We start from the raw sequence: 17,297 nt of genomic DNA, 5'->3' as shown, positions 1-17,297 counted from the left end.
TGCACCTCGCAGTAGCCAGAAAGCCTCCCCAAAGGGGGGCTTTTTTATTGGCGACGTCTGCGTTGCTTGTGGTGATACTCAGGCTCGGGCGAAGCCTCCTGAAGTTGGCGCATGCTCTCGATGGAGGAACCGAACAGAGCCGCCGATGCCACCACCACGCCGTAGAGATAGGTGAGGCGATTGTTGGATAGATCCGCAGGGGTATGACGGATGAAGGTTTCGAGAAAAAACGCCAACACAAGCCCGATCCCGGCACCGATGAATGCCGACCAGAGAACTTTGAATCCGTTGAATCCAGGTGGTTTTCCCGAATTCTGACCAGAAGGAGCCTGGGTCATGAGCTGGCCCCTGCCTCAGACTGACCATCTGCCTCACCCAAAAGGCTCTTCATCACCACGTAAAAGACGGGAACAACGAACAGAGACAGCACCGTGGCAATGAGCAGTCCGCCGAACACCACAGCGCCGAGCGATGTCTGACTGCGCGCACCAGCACCACTGGCAAACACCAGGGGGATGAAACCGAACAGCGATGAAATCGCCGTCATCAGAATCGGCCTGAGTCTGGATCCTGCGGCGAAACGGGCAGCATCCAGAGCATTGGCACCGGCCTGCATGCGCTGGTTGGCCATATCCACAATGAGGATGCCATTGCCGGCTGCAAGCCCGATCAGCATCACCAGGCCTACCTGCGCGTACACATTGAGCACCTCACCCCGCAGCGCCAGAAACACCAGGGCCCCGAGCATGGCCGTCGGAACCGTCATCAGGATGATCAGGGGATCTGAGTAGCTTTCATATTGCGCTGAGAGCACCAAATACACCGCCAGGATGCCCAGGGCAAAGATCACCACCGCCAAAGCACCTGCTTTCACCTCTTCACGGGAAATACCGGTCCAGTCGAAACCGAGCCCCTGGGGATTCAGGGTTTCAAAGGTGCCTTTCATGGCCGTGATCGCCTGGCCTGAGCTCTTGCCAGCAGCTGGTGTGCCCTCAATTTTGATCGCCCGATACAGGTTGAAGTGAGGAACAACTGTGGGACCCAGGGTTTCGCGAACCGTGAAGAACTCAGAGAGGGGAATCTGCTCGCCGCTCTGATCTTTCACATAGATCGCTGAAAGTTTTTCAGGTGTCGCCCGACTCTCCGCATCAGCCTGCACATAAACGCGGCGGACCTTGCCTTCCTGGAAGGTGTCGTTGACGTACAAGCCACCGAAATTCACGCTGAAGGTCTGCATCGCAGAGCCAAAATCAACATCAACGGCTGCCATGCGCTCACGATCGACCTTGATCTCGATCTGAGGAGACTCAGGAGCAAACAGGGTGTACACCCTGTTGAGATCAGGGTCGGCATTGCCTGCCTGCACGAGGCGTCCGGCCGTCGCATAGAGATCAGCAAGGTTGTAGGCGCCACCGCTTTGATCCAACAATTGGAACTCAAAGCCGCCTCCGGTTCCGTAGCCAGGAATGGCTGGAGGCTCGACAACGATGACCCGCGCACCATCAATCGAAGCAGCCAATTTCTGGTTGAGTCGCTCCACGATGGCACCCACGTTCTGGTCTCGTTCTTTGCGATCAGACCAGTTCTTTGTGCCAAAGAAAAACAGACCTTTGTTCGGGCTGTTTCCATCAAGGCTGGCGCCGCTGAACACGGATGCGGCTGTGATGTCTTTCTCCGTTCTCAACACGGCGGCCACCTTCTGGTTGATGGCTTCAGTCACCTGAGTGGACACACCTTCAGGAGCCTGGACAACGCCAATGGCATACCCCTGGTCCTCAATGGGTACGAAGCCGCCCGGGATCGCTCGGAACGCAACAGCTGTGAGCAGGATGCCGACACCGAGAATTCCCATCACAAGCCGGCGTGATCCCAGAGCCCAGTTCAGAGCGGAGGAATAGCGGGCTTCCATCACCGCATAGAAACGATTGAAATTGGCGAAGATCACCGGGGTGAACCAACCCAGCGTGAGGCCAAGGGCGGGATAGAGAATCACCGGAACAATCCGGCTCACCCCCACGAGCACCAACCCGGCGATGGCGCCACCAACCGTGAAGGGCAGAACCGCAGGTCGCTGCAGAAAACGAGAGAGGAGAAGTCCGACCAGAGCACCAACGAGGGTCGGAACCATCACCAACGCCGCACCATCACCCACCACCAGAAGCCCGTAAAAGAATCCGATCACGGTTCCGGCGATGGCGTAAACCTTGCGGCCAGGATCCTTCGACTCCCGCGCCAGCAACAGGGCCGAGAGCATCGGCGAGAAGGTGAGGGCGTTAAAGGTGGAAATGGCGATCGAGAAAATCACCGTGGCCGCGAATTGCTTGTAAATCGTTCCTGTCGCGCCTGGGAAGAAGAGAACCGGCAGGAACACGGCAAACTTCACCAGAGAGGTGGCGATGATGGCTGAAAACAACTCATCCATCGTGGATTTAGCCGCTTCAAGGGCACTGAGTCCTTCAGACTTTTTCGTGGACGTGTCTTCAATCACCGTGATCGCGTCGTCAACGACGAGACCTGTTGCGAGCACAAGGCCGAAGAGGGTGAGCTGATTAAGCGAAAAACCAAAGGCCAAAACCAGCCCGAAGGTTCCAATCAATGCAACCGGAATTGCAATTCCGGGGACCAAGGTCGCTTTCCAATTCTGAAGAAACAGAAAGAGAATCAGCACCACCAGGATCACAGCATCGCGGAGGGAGTTCACGACTCCTTTGATCGATGCCGTGATGAAGTCAGTGTTGTCGTAGATCTTCTCCATCTTCATGCCGATCGGCATGGTCTTCTCGAATTCAGCAAGCACCTTCTTGACGCCGTCTGATACCTCGAGGGCGTTACTGCCTGTGAGCTGATAAACAGCCAGACCCACCGATGGGACCCCCTGAAGATCCGTGGCACTCACCGCATAAGACTCACCGCCCAGCTGAACGCTGCCCACGTCACGCAACCGCACCAAACCACCTTCATCGGCAGTTCGAACAATCATGTTTTCAAATTCTTCAACGCTGCGCAGGCGACCCTGAAGTTGAACAGTGAATGTGAATTCCTGCCCTTTCGGCGACGGTTCGCCACCCACCTGTCCGGCTGGAACCAGACGATTCTGACTGCTGAGCTGATTAACCACATCGGTGGAGGTCAGCCCGTAGGTGGATAACTTGCTGGGATCGAGCCAGAGACGGAAGGCCAGTTTGCGGTTCCCGAAATAGGTGAGGTCGCCCACACCGGTCACACGCTTGATCGAATCAGTGAGCTTGAGATCGAGAAGACCGCTGATGGTTTCCGCGCTGTAGAGAATCTCCTCTGGATTAGCGCTTCCGAAGTTGTAAACGAGCAGGATGGAGTTGGATGCCTTGTTCACGGTGACCCCGGCCTTCCGCACCTCCTCGGGAAGCTGCGGTTCTGCCAGCGACACCCTGTTCTGCACGTTCACCTGATTGATGTCGCCATCGGTGCCACTGGCGAAGGCAACATCGATCGCGCTCACACCATCGGAAGAACTGTTGGATTTAATGAAATCCATGTTCTCCACACCGTTGATCTGCTGCTCCAGAACGGTGGTGACCCCTTCTTCAACCGACACCGCGTCGGCACCGGTGTACGTCGCTCTCACCTTCACCGTGGGAGGAGCAATATCAGGAAGGTTCTCAATGGGCAGGATTGGAATGGCAATCAGGCCAACAATCACAATGAGAATGCTGCAGACCGTTGTCAGAACCGGTCGCGTAATGAAGTTATTGGATGCAGACATGATTTAGACCCTCAGCCCTTCACCTTGACCGGCACACCGTGTCGCAAGCTCAGCAGGTTGCTGGTGATAACCTTCTGACCAAGTTTCAGACCCTTTGTGACGGGGTAACGGTTGTTCTGCAGAGACCCGAGGGTGACCGGAGTTTGCAACGCAAACAGTGTTGTGGAGGGAATTTTGCCGAGCTCGATTCCTTTTTTGATCCGGGCAAGATCAGCTTTTCCAGGCTGGGCCTCGAGTTCCTTGAAGGTGCCAAGGCGAAACACGAAACTCTGACCGGATGATTGAGTCACAGCGGCAAACGGCACGGAGGGCTGCTTGCGTTCCTCGAGCTGCAAACGCGTTCGCAGGCGCTGCCCATTACGCAATTTTCCGTCAGGGTTAGGGAACACGGCGAGGGCCAGCAAGGCCTGGGTGTCTGAGGTGATGTTGGGATCCACCGAAAGCACGGTGCTCTCGGCGATCACCTCATCGCTGCCTGGACGACTGAGCAGCACGGGCAAACCAACCTTCACGCGGGTGGCAGAGGTGGAGGGAATTTCCACACGCGCCTCCAGCGTGTTGTTGCGGATCAACTTGGTGAATGGATCTCCAGAACGCACCACGTCGCCCACTTTCACGGAAACATCAGCCACGGTGCCGCCAATCGGCGATTGCAAGTTGCTGTAGGCAAGCGTCGCCTCCTGTGCCTGCACCTGCGCGCGGGAGGCGATGTAAATGGCTCGGCGCTGATCACGCTCAGAAGCAGGGGCTGCTCCCAGTGGAACAAGAAACTCGTAGCGCTTCAGCTCAAGCAGATCCTTCTGTTCCTGAGCCTTCGCCGAAGCCAGTCGCGCCTGCTCCTGGGCCTGATCCAGAACCATCAGCAGTTGCCCGGGCGCGACTTTGTCGCCTTGGGCGATCTTCAGCTCCAGAACCCTTCCCGTGGCCTGTGCTGCAAGCTGAACCAGATCGTTGGCCTCAAGCGTGCTCACCGTGTCGATGTCGTCGGTGAAGGACGCCTCCTTCACTGCAGCCTGCTGCACTTCGGGCAGGGGTCTCTGCGCCTCACCCTTTCCACCACAGGCACTGAGTGCAGTGGTAGTCAGTGCCAAGGCCAGGCAGGAAGTTAGCGCTCGCACGGTTCAGATCCGGTCGGCCGCATTATGACCGCGAAAAAGGAAATAGCTGGGCCGTTTCGGGCAAGAATTGGGCCATGCACATCTAACGCTCTTGAGCGGAACGCAGGATTCCGATTTATTCAGTTTTCAACGGGAGACCTTGCGGCGTCGACAGGCTCCTCTCGCTGATCGGTTGCGCCCGCGCAACCTCGACGAATTTGTCGGCCAGGGAGCGATCCTTGCGGAGGGTCGATTGCTGCGCCGTGCCATCGCCGCAGATCGTGTTGGGAATTTGATCCTTCATGGCCCACCAGGTGTCGGGAAGACGACCCTGGCCCGAATCATCGCCAATCACACCAGGGCTCATTTCAGCTCCCTGAATGCGGTTCTCGCAGGGGTCAAAGACTTGCGTGCCGAAGTGAGCGAGGCCGGACAGCGACTGGAGCGCCATGGTCTGCGCACCATCCTCTTCATCGATGAAGTGCATCGCTTCAACAGTGCACAACAGGATGCCCTACTCCCCTGGGTTGAGAACGGAACGCTCACCCTGATCGGTGCCACCACCGAAAACCCCTATTTCGAAGTCAACAAGGCTCTTGTCAGCCGCTCCCGTCTGTTCCGACTTCAGGCGCTCACGCCAGGCGACCTCAGCAAGCTCCTCAACAGCGCCTTGAAGGATCCCGAGCGTGGCTACGGCGATCGCAAGATCAAAATCGAGCCTGAGGCCGCGGCCCATCTCGTGGATGTGGCATCCGGTGATGCGCGCAGTCTCCTCAATGCCCTGGAACTGGCGGTGGACAGCACCCCAGCGGATGAGAACGGCTTAGTCCGCATCGATCTGGGCATTGCCGAGGAATCCATCCAGCAGAGGGCCGTTCTGTACGACAAGCAGGGGGACGCGCACTTCGACACGATCAGCGCATTCATCAAGTCGATCCGGGGCTCCGATCCCGACGCGGCTCTGTTCTGGCTGGCTCGCATGGTTGAGGCCGGTGAAAATCCCCGGTTCATCTTCAGGCGCATGCTGATCTCTGCTGGTGAGGATGTCGGTCTGGCCGATCCTCAGGCCGTGGTGGTGGTAGAAGCCTGTGCCGCGGCCTTTGAACGCATTGGTCTGCCCGAAGGCCTCTACCCCCTGGCCCAGGCAGCTCTTTACCTGGCCGGCACCGACAAGAGCAACAGCACCGGTGGCTTCTTCGAGGCGCTTCGACAGGTTCGCAGCGCCCAGCGCCAAGACGTCCCCACCCACTTAAGGGATGCCAATCGTGATGGGGACGCCTTCGGCGATGGTCAGGGCTACCGCTATCCCCATGCCTTCCGGGAGCATTGGGTCGCCCAGCAGTACCTTCCCGATGCCCTTCAAGGGGAAGCGTTTTGGGCCCCAAGCCATCAGGGTTGGGAAGGTCAGCGGCGGGAGCGGATTCTCGAGCGCCGGGCCGCTCAGCTTGCCGCCGCTGTGGAAGCGGAGGATGCCCATCCGCTTCTAGTGAGCAGTGGCCCCGATCAACCTCAGCTCGAGCGTTGGCTTCAACGGCAACTGGCCATCGACGGTGAGCGACTGCAGACCCTCCGCCAGCGCCTCTGGGCTGATCTGAACTGGAGCCGTACCGACCGCGTTCTGATGCTCGGTGGTCGCTCTTTGCTCTGGAGTTTGGATCCCCTGGCCGCTGTTGCGGAAGGAGGGGTGATGATTTTGTGCGGTTCAGAAACCGATGAAGCGCGGCTGGACGCGCAGCTCACCCTGTTGGATCCCCTACAGAGGCCGGCCTTGCTAGGCGACCCGAACGACCTCAAGGCTCTGAGTGCAAACCTCAACTTTGAAGTCATCGGCGGACGCCTCAATCAGGACGATCTCAAGTCGTCATCCTTGATGGATCTCTGGCCCACCATCACCAAGCGAACAGGCAAAGGAGCCCGGCTACGCCTTCTGTTGAGTGAATCTGAACTGGGCCCTGCGTCGGCTCTGCTGGAGCACAGCCAGGGTGCCTTCGCCCCCGAAACCGCTCAGGCGTTGCATGGCTTGCAACAACTGGAAGCCCAATGGCTCAGCCAAAAGTCGGAGCGTGAAGCCCTCATGCAACAACTGGAAGCCTGCGGCTGGAGCCTCGAAAGCACCAACTGGAAAGAATCCTCCAACCTGCGCCTGGATCAGGCCTTGATGAGCCGCTGGCTGGGTGCAGGACGGCCCTACCGACTGGCCGTTGAACGCCAGACCTGTGGCACGCCCACTGCTCTTGCCAGCTTGACCCAGGAACTGACGCATCGCCTTGGTCAACAGCTGCCGATGCGACTGCAGCACTGGCGGATTGATGGCCGCCGGGGCTGAAAGACATAAAAAAAAACCCCGGCATTGCCGGGGTTCGAACGATGCAATGAAATCCGAAGATTTCAACCGATCACCAGAGGCCGCGGACGGGAGCAGCGGCGCGGGGAGCGGGAGCAGCGGGGAGGATCTGGTTGGCCTGCACGCAAGCGGGCAGGAACACGTACCAGGACAGCAGTGAGGTGGCCTGAGCACCGTCGAGGCCGTCCTTGCAGACGTTCTGAGCGCCGTCGGAGGAGCCGTTGTCGTTCAGACGGAAGGCAACGGGCAGCTGCTTCATGATGCCGGCGGAAGAGATCTTGCCGTCAGCAGCGTCGAGGATGATGGCGGAGCGAAGAGCCACAACAGCGGTCTTCTTCTTCTGCCAGTAGGGGAAGTAGGAGCGGGTCTGATCCTTCAGGAACTTGACACCATCCTTGGAGTAGAGGAAGCGGGACACGCCCACCAGATCCACTTCATAGGTTTTGGTCATGCCCTCTTGGATCTCATCGGCAGTCCAACCGGAGTTGTTGATGCCAGCCTCAAGAGCGCGATCGGTGATTTCACCGTTCTTGAAGAACTTTTTGAAAGCCTTGGACTTGGTGGTCCAGACAGCACCACCGGACACCCAGCGCACAGGGCGCTTGGTGCCAGCTTCAGCGGCGACAGCCAGAGTGGAGATGGAAGCGGCGGCGAGAGCGCCAGCAGCGAATCGGGTGAGCACGGACGGCGAGAAAAGACGTCGATTTAAACCTAGCCGGAAGAAATACGAATGCCAACAACTATCCCCTGATCAGCACAGGAAGCCGAGAAAAAACCGCACGAACAGGATCACGCATCTCGGGTCTCGCGAATCTCGCGAGGCGCACGAATCTCTCCAAGTCGCTCTTAAGGAGCTGACTGCTTCATCGGTGTCCAGCCAAGGGGACATTGACCTGCGTTTGCTTCAACTTCATCTCCAGAAGTCCCCCGGCAATGCAAACGCTCCAGCTGCTCGCCGTTGAAGCTCACTTGCGCCAGATAAGCCTCCGCACCCCGGCGAGGGGTCAGCCAGAGCCTGGTCACACCCTCAACATTTTCAACACGAACCCCAAGTGAGGAATCAGCCGTCAGGCCAAGGTCCGCGAGCGTGGGAGCGAAATGTCCCCAGTAGTGGCGTGTGAGCTGTCCTTTGGTGAATGCCGCAAGCAGATCTTCAACGCCCCTGCGTTGAAGCAACGTGGCATCCCTTTCGTCCAGGCGGCTGTAGTCAGGGTCTGCCCCAGTCCAGGCACTCTCCAAGCCCTGGCTGGACGGAGCGTCCAGCATCGCCGCAAGTCCAAGACCAGCAAGAGCCGCTGCACTGACCAGGGACGGAAGGCTGGGCAAGCCGGCAGCAGGCACTGGAGTGGGGGCAAAAACAGTTGCGTTCAGGCTAGGCAGAGGGTGATGGATTGCAGAACTTGTTGATCTGCTGCCACGACGGCGAACGCCCAAGCGTCGTAGTCATGCAGTGCAGCGGCCAGCGTTTGCTGACTGCGTTGATGCACCACGCTGCTCATCCCAGGACGGACCTCCCAGAAGCGCAGATCACGGGAGATCGCCCCCTGCTGCCACTTGATTGAGGCTTCCTTGATCAACCAGTGCCTCAACACTGCCAGTCGCAGGTCCTCTGCGCGCAGGTGTTGCAGCCGCTCCTGTTCCTCGCGGCAGTAGGACCGCCGCAGGATCGACGCGGCCGGAAGCATCCGGTCGCGACGCTCGAGGTCCAAACCAATGGGGTGCTTGGAACAGCCCAGCAGCAGGGCATCAGGGCAATGACTCAGGCTCAGGAACCCCCAGCCATTGGGAAGGACGGGGGGTTCTCCCGGTGGCGCCTGCAGTGGCACCGCCTCGGGAGACAACTGGAAGCGATCGCCCAGACAAGCTCGCATCCACACCCGCGAACGGATGAAAACATCAGAACGGGTTTTGGATAGGCGCGTTGACCACTGCAGCTCCTGCTGGGATAAACAGCTGGCATCGCACGGCAGCGACGCTGACATCCGCCGAAACCAGAGGGCCGTTACGCTTCCGCCACTCCATCCCTGATCCATGACCCTGCAGATCGGTGATCCAGCCCCGGACTTCACACTTCCGAACGAAAAGGAAGAGCTTGTGACCTTGTCGTCACTCAAAGGCCAGCGAGTGGTGATCTACTTCTACCCGAAGGACGCGACACCTGGCTGCACCAAAGAAGCCTGCAATTTCCGAGACCGCTGGGACCAGTTCGAAGCCCATGGCATTCGGGTTCTTGGGATCAGCAAAGACAACGCCGCCTCGCACAGCCGCTTCATCAGCAAACAGGAGCTTCCTTTCACCCTGCTCACTGACGTCGAGCCCTGTGCCGTCGCCAGCGCCTATGAGAGTTACGGCCTCAAAAAGTTCATGGGCCGCGAATACATGGGCATGATGCGCCACACCTTTGTTGTGGATGCTCAGGGAAATCTTGAGCTGATCTATCGAAAGGTGAAAGCCGAAATCATGGCCGACCAGATCCTCAATGACCTGGGCCTCACAGCTAGCTGACGAGATCCACAAAGGTCTCCATCACAAGGTTCGGGGTGTGCTGGACCTCAACACCCCGAGCCTTCAGCTCCGGGAACAGAAGCGGAGCATCTCCTCCGCAAAGCCAAACTGGTCCAGGGCAACGCAGCTGAGCGCCGTGGATCAAACCCAACAGGCTTTGGAGAACGCCCTGGGTCATGGCACTTGCCGTCTCAGCGGGGAACGTTGGGCAGGGATCAAGACACGGCCCGTCAGGTCCTAGCGCTGGTAGGGCTGCGGTTCCCTCACCCATGGCCTGGAGCTGAAGACGCAACCCGGCGCAAAGCCATCCTCCACCAAAACATCCCGCGGCGGTGACCCGCGTCAGGCTGAGCACCGTTCCAGCATCCACAACGCACACACCTTCACCGCCGCCGGATCGCAGCCAGGCCCCCCAACCAGCAAGAGCACGATCGATGCCCAGCCATGGAGGCGCATCCTTCAAGGGCACCTGATCGAGAAGCAGTTGCTGGTCAGCGTGTTGCGACAACGCAGCGGGAATCTTGCCAACGGCGGCCCAACGATCAGGGGTTGAAGTCTTCGGCAATGGTTCAACGAGCGGGTCGGTGTGACGAAACAACCAGCGGGATGCATGCGCACGGTCAGCCCAATGCCAGCGTGAATTACCGATCAGGAGGCATTGCTGGGGAGTCACAGCATCAAATGCCGTCACCCATCACCCCAGGCACATGAATCCCACACTCCTGTCGTTGTCCACCAAAACGTGTGCTGCGTCCCTCGCCATCCACACCGTCTGGAGCACTGGAATGCCAATCGCCAACTGTGGAATATCCCTGATCAAACAGAGGATGCTGCGGTAGGTCGTGATCCTGCATGTAATAGAAGATGTCTCTATTGGTCCAATGCAGAAGCGGCCTGAGGGAGAGTCGGCCGCGGATCGGATCCAGCACCGTCATCGTGCTTCTGTGACTGGTCTGTCGGCTGCGCACCCCACTCGCCCAACAGCGCACAGCAAGGCGATCGAGCGCACTCTCGAGAGGCTCAACTTTGCGCAGTTGAAGGTATTGATCAAGGTCGCTGTCGCTGCCCGTTTCCCAAAGTCGCCCATGCAGGGCTTCCATCCGTGCTGGGGACACAGACGATTGGACGACATCGGGTTGAAGACCAAGACGGTCGCAGAGCGTTTTGGCGTAGCGATAGGTCTCTTGGGGCAAATAACCGGTATCCACCCAAATCACCGGCACCGATTCAAAATCCGGCAGACCAGAAAGCATGTGAAGGAGCACGGACGATTGGATCCCAAAGCTCGTGGTCATCGCGAATCCCGACCCGAACTGATCCCGCGCCCACTGCAGCCGCTGCGCAGGCTCTAAGGACTCAAGGTCCTCCCTCAGACGCGTCAGCTGGGCGGGATCACCGCCGCAATCCAAGTCCGCGGCAGCGCCTGTCATCGCAATGATGCCGTTCCTCATCGGTGCATTCTCATACGCCGGGGTGACCAGGGGCCTGCCTAGGGTCGGATCAAGAACAGATAGCCCCCCTTGACGCAAACACCCAATCCGCAGGAGCAACCGATCCTTGTGGTTGGTGGAGGCTTCGCAGGGTTATCCGCCCTGCAAGCATTCAGCAGGGTGCATCCCCGTCCCCCCCTCGTTTTGATCGAACCGCGATCGAAGTTCTTGTTTGTTCCCCTTCTCTATGAGCTGCTCAGCGGGGAGCTTCAGGGATGGGAAGTCGCGCCCGACTACGGACAGCTCCTGCAAGCACGGGGGGTCAGCCACGTGCAGGACTCGGTGCGCTCGATCAACTTGGAGGATCACGTCGTCACAACGAACGGCGGTCAGCGAATGCCTTACAGCCAACTGGTGCTGGCCACTGGAGCGGTGCCCGAAGACTTTGGAATCCCTGGCGTCCGCGAGCACGCCCTGCGCTTCCACGCCTTGGAGGACATCCCTCCACTTCAGGCTCGCTTGAGGGAACTGCGCCACCGTCCCTCCGGAACCAGCACGCTTGTGATTGTTGGAGCCGGTGCCACAGGCGTGGAACTCGCTTGCAAACTCGTCGATCTGCTGGATGGAGCAGCCCGGGTGCATCTCGTCGAACAGGGAGAACAGATCTTGTCTCGTTCGCGGGCCTTCAACCGAGAGCAAGCAGAGCGCGCCTTGAAACAACGCGGTGTCACGGTGCATCTGAAGACGCGCGTTCTCAATGTGAGCGCAAACGCCGTGCAGTGGAGTGGGGTGGAAGGCGAGGTGGAGCAAGCCCACGACGGCCTGATCTGGACGGCAGGCAGCCGGCCCAACATCCCTGAGCTGACGCCTTCCATCGCGCCTCATCACAAACGCCTGCCCGTGGATGAAACGCTGCGACTGATCGGGCAACCGGACGTTCTTGTGCTGGGGGATATCGCCAGCCAGCCCACGATTGATGAAGGTCAAACGCCCTGGCCTTTGTCAGCCCAGGTCGCCATCCAGCAAGGGCAAGCCGCGGCTCGCAGCCTTCAATCCCATCGCCAAGGCAACCGCTCCGATCCCTTTGTGTTCAAGGATCTTGGCGAGATGCTCAGTTTGGGAATCGGTGATGCCACCCTCACCGGCATGGGCGTCACGTTGGCGGGTCCTCTGGCCTTTCAAATGAGGCGCCTGGCTTACCTCACACGCATGCCCGGACTGTCCCTCGGGCTGCGCTCTGCAGGGGCCTGGTTGTTCAGTTCTTGAAGCAGGCTCACCTCGCAGGACGCACACGCGGGCTGAGGCCATCCCAGCTGCGTCAGCTGGAAAGGCTCAGCCACCGGCGTCATCCGCAGAACGCTGGCAGCGATCTGCTCACCCTTGAACGCCTGGCCGAACTCACCTCCGAGCTCAAGCAGTCCTTGCATCTTTTGATCGATGCCCGCGGTGTTTGCAGGCTGCTTTGGGTCGGCCCCCTGGGAGAGTCCAGCCGGCTAGACGACCAGCTTCCCGGCGGATTGCGACGCCGCCAGCGCTGGCGGCTGGTGAGTTCGTTGCCGGGCACGCAAGGAGTGGATCTGAAACCAGAGGGGCGCGAGGCCGTCATCGCCTTGGATGTTGCTCCCAGCACCTGGCTACGGCTCCAGGCTGCAGCCACGCGTTCAGGAACGCGACCCGCTGCGCTCTGGCGCGCCGACGCCGCGGCCGCGATCGGATGGCGATGCGATGCCATCGATGCGCTATCAGCATTGTGTGCAGACGAGACAACACCCTCCGCTGCCGAGCCGGCCGGTGTCAAAGACCCCGGCGACCATCCCGGGTCCCAGGAGGAACGCGTCTTGCTGCTGACACTCATCGGCGCCGACCCCGCCATCAATGAGCGCGAGCTCGCTGAACTCGAGGGGCTGACGCGCAGCGCCGGTGCCTGCCCCGTTGCGGTGTGTCGTCAACGCCTCGGCCAGATCAACCCTCAGACACTCTGGGGAACGGGAAAACTCCAGGAAGCTGCCGTTGATGTGCGCCGCCATGGGGCCTCTCTGGTGATTACAGACAGGGAGCTGACCCCTGTGCAAGCAAGAAACCTCGAGCGCCTTCTCGACTGTCCAGTGATGGATCGCAGCGAACTCATCCTGGATATTTTTGCCCAGCGCGCCACGAGTGCTGCCGGCCGACTTCAAGTGGAGCTAGCCCAGTTGCGCTACAGGCTTCCACGCTTGACCGGACGCGGGCTCAGCCTGTCGCGCCAAGGAGGGGGCATTGGCACCCGGGGACCGGGGGAAACACAGCTGGAGAAAGACCGCCGCGCCATCAGCCGCCGCATCGAGCATCTGAGCCGGGAATTGCGGCAGCTGGGGGCTCATCGCGCGCGGCTGCGGCAACAACGCAGCACGCTTCCGAGAGTTGCCCTGGTGGGCTACACCAATGCCGGAAAGTCATCCCTTCTCAATGCACTCTGCGACCGTGGGCAGGGGCGTGCCGTGGAAGCGAAAAACAGACTGTTTGCAACGCTCGATCCCACCACCAGGCGGTTATGCCTTCCCCAGTCAGGGGCTGCACCGAAAGAGCTGCTGATCACCGACACAGTCGGCTTCATTCGGGAACTACCCGAACCGTTGATGCAGGCCTTCATGGCCACGCTTGAAGAAACTCGGGAAGCCGATCAGCTTCTTCTGGTGGTGGATCTCGCAGATCCAGACTGGCAAGGCCAACTGACTGCAGTGCATTCCATTCTCAACGGGCTTCACTGCCAGCAACCGCGGCAGGTGATCGCCAATCAGATCGATCGCTGTGATGCTTCAGCACTGGAGGTGATCAGAACGGTTGAACCGGAAGCCCTTTATCTCTCAGCCACTCAAGGGACAGGATTGAAAGGTCTGCGATCATGGCTCGAGCAAACGTTCTGGGAGACCTCACCAGAACAGAACTGCCCATCCTCCTCCGATCAGACCAGCGCACGCGCCCATGGCTGAGCTCAGTGCCGCTCTTCAAAACGGAGACGCTCTTATCACCCTTGGGGTGCTGTTACTGGCTGTTGTTCTGTTCATCAGCGGCGTCATCGCCCCCGAACTTGTTGGTTTGCTCAGCCTTTCACTGCTGATGATCGGGGGTGTGCTGACGCCCCTTCAAGCGCTTGCAGGCTTTGGGAGCCCAGCCCTAATCACACTGATGGGCCTGTTCGCGGTTTCCGCTGCCCTCTTCCGCAGTGGGGCCCTCGATCGCCTTCGCGAGCAAATCGCCTCCGACCGGATCCGCTCCCCCCGCCGACTGATCGCGCTCCTCGGTCTCGTGGTGGCGCCGGTGTCCGGGGTCGTGCCCAACACACCCGTTGTGGCCACGCTTCTCCCCGTGTTGGAAGCTTGGTGCCGGCGGCGACGGGTGGCGCCATCAAGGGTGCTGCTCCCTCTGTCCTTCGCCACACTGCTGGGGGGAACCCTGACCCTGCTTGGCAGCTCGGTGAATCTGCTGGCAAGCGACATCAGCGAACAGCTCGGCTACGGGCCGCTTCAGCTGTTCAGCTTCACAAGCATCGGAATTCCTGTGTGGCTCACAGGCGTCGCTTACATGCTCCTGGCCCCCCGGGGACTCCTGCCTGATCGCGGACTGGAAGCCAATGCCCTGACACCCGACCAGAACCTGGAGGGTTATTTCACCGAAGTCACCATCCCTGGCAGGTCAAGCCTTGTGGGTCAAACCCTTCGCCACAGCCGGCTGCAGCGGCGATTTGATGTGGATGTTCTCGAGCTGCAACGCGAGGGAGAGCGGCTGATGCCGCCCCTTGCCGATCGCCAACTGGAAGCGGGTGATCGGCTGTTGCTGAGGATCACGCGCCATGACCTCCTGCGGCTCCAGCAGGATGAAACGGTTCGCTTGGCTGCCGATTCCCTGCCCCATTCTTCTGAGGAAGGGGGACAGACGATGGTTGAAGTCCTGCTCCCCTCAGGCTCGACCCTGGCCGGTGCCAGTCTTCGGGAACTGCGTTTTCGCCAGCGCTACAACGCAACGGTTCTGGCTCTGCGCCGCGGCCAGCAGACCGTTCAAGAGCGGCTTGGGCAGGCCGTTCTCAGGGAAGGCGATGTGCTCCTGATTCAAGCGCCCGTGGATGCCATCCGAGGCCTGCAGTCCAACCATGACCTTCTCGTGCTCGACGAACTGGAAAACGACCTGCCGACCGTTCGCCGCAAACCACTGGCCATCGCGATCACCGCCGGCATGCTGTTGCTGCCAACACTGACGCCCATCCCACTCGTGGCCTCAGTGCTTCTCGCTGTGGTGCTGATGGTGATTGGCGGTTGTCTGCGCTCAGGGGAGATGCTGCGATCGATCCGTCTGGATGTGATCCTGCTTCTGGGAGCCCTCCCGAGCTTCAGTGTGGCCATGCAGCGCACCGGGCTTGCCGATGGGTTGGCCGCCTCCCTGCGATTGCTCCTGCTGAACTGGCCTGATTACGCCGCTTTACTGGTGATTTTCCTCAGCACCACACTGCTCACGGAAGTTCTCAGCAATGCCGCATCCGTGGCACTGCTGATTCCAGTGGCGACCCAACTGGCCGATCCCCTCAACCTGCCGCCGCAGGCTCTTCTGCTCACCGTGCTCTTTGGAGCAAGCCAGTCCTTCCTCTCCCCGATGGGATACCAGACCAATTTGATGGTGTTCGGACCGGGGCGTTACCGCTTCTTTGACGTCGCCCGCTACGGACTGGGACTCACCGTATTGATGACCCTGCTGGTGCCTTGGCTGATCCTCAACCAGATGGTGGGCGCATGAAGCCAATGCCTCTGCCCAAGGCCATTCATCGAACCCAGGCCTGGTACCGACGCCTAACCGTGCCTCAGTTCACTGTGGTGACAGGCCTTCTGGTGATCACCACTGGGACGTTTCTTCTGGCAAGCCCCATGTGCTCCGACAGCACTGTGGGGCTCTGGGAAGCGCTGTTCACAGCCACCTCGGCCGTTACGGTGACTGGACTGACGGTGATCGACGTCGGTCGCGACCTCACCCCTTTCGGCCAAGGGGTCTTGGCCTTCATGATTCTCGTGGGAGGGCTGGGCCTCATGGCCATCACCACCTTTCTGCAGGGATTCGTGGTGCGGGGTGCCTCCCTTCGTCGGCGCCTCGATCGAGGCCAAACCCTCGATCAGTTTGGCGTCGGCGGTATCGGCAGCACCTTCAGAAGCATTGCTCTCACCGCAACCGTGCTGATCCTGATGGGAGCCCTTGTGCTGTACACCTTCGGATTCAGCGATCTACCCGCGGGGGGATCCAGGGCCTGGGCCTCTCTCTTTCACAGCATTTCCGCTTACAACAACGCCGGATTCGGTCTCTGGAGCGACAGCCTCGAGGGATACCGGACCAATCGCGTGGTCAATGCGGTGATCATGCTTCTGATTGTGCTGGGAGGCCTGGGATGGCGGGTCACCAACGATCTTTGGAGCAACAGGCAACGGCTCAAACGTCGCAACCTCAGCCTTCACACCAGGCTTGTGCTTCGAACATCAGCACTGTTGATTCTGATCGGGATGCTTGGACTGATGCTGACTGAATCCCTCTCGAAAGGCCACGTGCTCACCACCATGGGCTGGCAGGAGAGAGTGATGAGCACCCTGTTCGGCTCGGTGAGTGCACGCACAGCAGGCTTCACCACCGTGCCTCTGTCGATTCAGAGCATTTCGGATTCAGGCCTGCTCCTCCTCATGACGCTGATGTTCATCGGTGCCAGCCCTGGAGGGACTGGTGGAGGGATCAAAACCACCACAGTGGCCGCACTGATGGCCACCACCCGCTCAACCCTCCGGGGCCACGACGATGTCGTGATTCGTCACCGCCAGATTCCCGACAAGGTGGTGCTGAGGGCTGTGAGCATCACCGTGGCCTCCCTGCTGTTCGTGCTGATGATGGCCTTGTTGCTGGCTCTGATCAGTGATCCCACCGCCGACGACCCACTGTCGTTTCTGGAGCTGATGTTCACGTGCATCTCCGCCTTCGCCACGGTGGGCCTCGATCTTGGTGTGACCGAACAACTCGGGCACCTTGGTCAGCTGATCTTGGTTGTGGGTATGTTCGTAGGCCGGCTTGGCATCCTTCTGTTGCTCAGCGCCATCTGGGAGAGCTTCGAGCGCGACCAGATCCAACGCCAGAATCGAGTGGGTTATCCCCGTGAAGATCTGTATGTCTGACCGAGG

Annotated in this window: 14 protein-coding genes; 6 read left to right on the top strand and 8 right to left on the bottom strand. The window is 59.8% G+C overall.

All coding sequences use genetic code 11. The features are described from left to right. Positions 1-44 precede the first annotated feature (44 nt). The 3 genes from KQ296_RS08690 to KQ296_RS08680 are packed head-to-tail and all read right to left on the bottom strand — an operon-like array spanning position 45 to position 4,860. Positions 45-338: a hypothetical protein gene (locus KQ296_RS08690; RefSeq protein ID WP_011934053.1), complete on the bottom strand. Its 294-nt coding sequence runs from the start codon at positions 336-338 to the stop codon at positions 45-47. Beyond that, positions 335-3,742 (bottom strand): efflux RND transporter permease subunit, encoded by a 3,408-nt coding sequence (locus tag KQ296_RS08685; RefSeq protein ID WP_011934054.1) that lies wholly within the window; start codon positions 3,740-3,742, stop codon positions 335-337. Before KQ296_RS08685 ends, KQ296_RS08690 begins: the two co-directional genes overlap by 4 nt. A gap of 11 nt (positions 3,743-3,753) precedes the next feature. Continuing rightward, the gene (locus KQ296_RS08680; RefSeq protein WP_041428684.1) at positions 3,754-4,860 is read right to left on the bottom strand and encodes an efflux RND transporter periplasmic adaptor subunit; all 1,107 of its coding nucleotides are present in this window, start codon (positions 4,858-4,860) and stop codon (positions 3,754-3,756) included. Between the two features lie 91 nt (positions 4,861-4,951). On the opposite strand from KQ296_RS08680, the gene KQ296_RS08675 reads away from it, so the two are divergent. Continuing rightward, the gene (locus tag KQ296_RS08675; RefSeq protein ID WP_011934056.1) at positions 4,952-7,165 is read left to right on the top strand and encodes an AAA family ATPase; all 2,214 of its coding nucleotides are present in this window, start codon (positions 4,952-4,954) and stop codon (positions 7,163-7,165) included. Positions 7,166-7,235: 70 nt separating this feature from the next. Here the strand turns inward: KQ296_RS08675 and KQ296_RS08670 are convergent, their stop codons facing one another. The 3 genes from KQ296_RS08670 to KQ296_RS08660 all read right to left on the bottom strand — a co-directional run bounded on the left by KQ296_RS08670 (position 7,236) and on the right by KQ296_RS08660 (position 9,165). Further along, positions 7,236-7,865 (bottom strand): alpha/beta hydrolase, encoded by a 630-nt coding sequence (locus tag KQ296_RS08670; RefSeq protein WP_011934057.1) that lies wholly within the window; start codon positions 7,863-7,865, stop codon positions 7,236-7,238. Between the two features lie 164 nt (positions 7,866-8,029). Beyond that, entirely contained in the window at positions 8,030-8,524 is a 495-nt protein-coding gene (locus KQ296_RS08665) for a hypothetical protein (protein WP_011934058.1), read from the bottom strand. 26 nt (positions 8,525-8,550) lie between these two features. Then, positions 8,551-9,165: a 4'-phosphopantetheinyl transferase superfamily protein gene (locus KQ296_RS08660; protein WP_259726449.1), complete on the bottom strand. Its 615-nt coding sequence runs from the start codon at positions 9,163-9,165 to the stop codon at positions 8,551-8,553. Positions 9,166-9,214: 49 nt separating this feature from the next. Between KQ296_RS08660 and bcp the strand changes: the two genes are divergently transcribed. Then, entirely contained in the window at positions 9,215-9,688 is a 474-nt protein-coding gene (bcp, locus tag KQ296_RS08655) for a thioredoxin-dependent thiol peroxidase (protein WP_011934060.1), read from the top strand. On the opposite strand, the gene KQ296_RS08650 is transcribed toward bcp, so the two are convergent. Both KQ296_RS08650 and KQ296_RS08645 read right to left on the bottom strand, forming a co-directional pair. Beyond that, positions 9,681-10,379, bottom strand: coding sequence for a type III pantothenate kinase (locus tag KQ296_RS08650; protein WP_050815897.1), 699 nt, complete (start codon positions 10,377-10,379; stop codon positions 9,681-9,683). The genes bcp and KQ296_RS08650 overlap by 8 nt on opposite strands. After that, positions 10,366-11,118 (bottom strand): phosphoadenylyl-sulfate reductase, encoded by a 753-nt coding sequence (locus KQ296_RS08645; protein ID WP_041428685.1) that lies wholly within the window; start codon positions 11,116-11,118, stop codon positions 10,366-10,368. Before KQ296_RS08645 ends, KQ296_RS08650 begins: the two co-directional genes overlap by 14 nt. A 90-nt stretch (positions 11,119-11,208) precedes the next feature. On the opposite strand from KQ296_RS08645, the gene KQ296_RS08640 reads away from it, so the two are divergent. Genes KQ296_RS08640 through KQ296_RS08625 form a run of 4 tightly spaced genes read left to right on the top strand, consistent with a single transcriptional unit; the run spans position 11,209 to position 17,291 of the window. Beyond that, positions 11,209-12,384 (top strand): NAD(P)/FAD-dependent oxidoreductase, encoded by a 1,176-nt coding sequence (locus KQ296_RS08640; RefSeq protein ID WP_011934063.1) that lies wholly within the window; start codon positions 11,209-11,211, stop codon positions 12,382-12,384. Next, positions 12,381-14,087, top strand: coding sequence for a GTPase HflX (gene hflX / locus KQ296_RS08635; RefSeq protein WP_011934064.1), 1,707 nt, complete (start codon positions 12,381-12,383; stop codon positions 14,085-14,087). Before KQ296_RS08640 ends, hflX begins: the two co-directional genes overlap by 4 nt. Beyond that, on the top strand, positions 14,080-15,882 hold the full coding sequence (locus KQ296_RS08630; RefSeq protein ID WP_011934065.1) for an SLC13 family permease: 1,803 nt from the start codon (positions 14,080-14,082) through the stop codon (positions 15,880-15,882). Before hflX ends, KQ296_RS08630 begins: the two co-directional genes overlap by 8 nt. Before the next feature lie 5 nt (positions 15,883-15,887). Next, a complete protein-coding gene (locus KQ296_RS08625; protein ID WP_041428955.1) occupies positions 15,888-17,291 on the top strand; it encodes a TrkH family potassium uptake protein in 1,404 nt (467 codons plus the stop codon). Positions 17,292-17,297 lie beyond the last annotated feature (6 nt).

Source organism: Synechococcus sp. CS-197, from assembly GCF_025128215.1.
GTDB lineage: Bacteria > Cyanobacteriota > Cyanobacteriia > PCC-6307 > Cyanobiaceae > Synechococcus_C.
The sequence above is the reverse complement of the archived record's forward strand: the minus strand, read 5'-3'. Positions and strand labels throughout refer to the sequence as shown.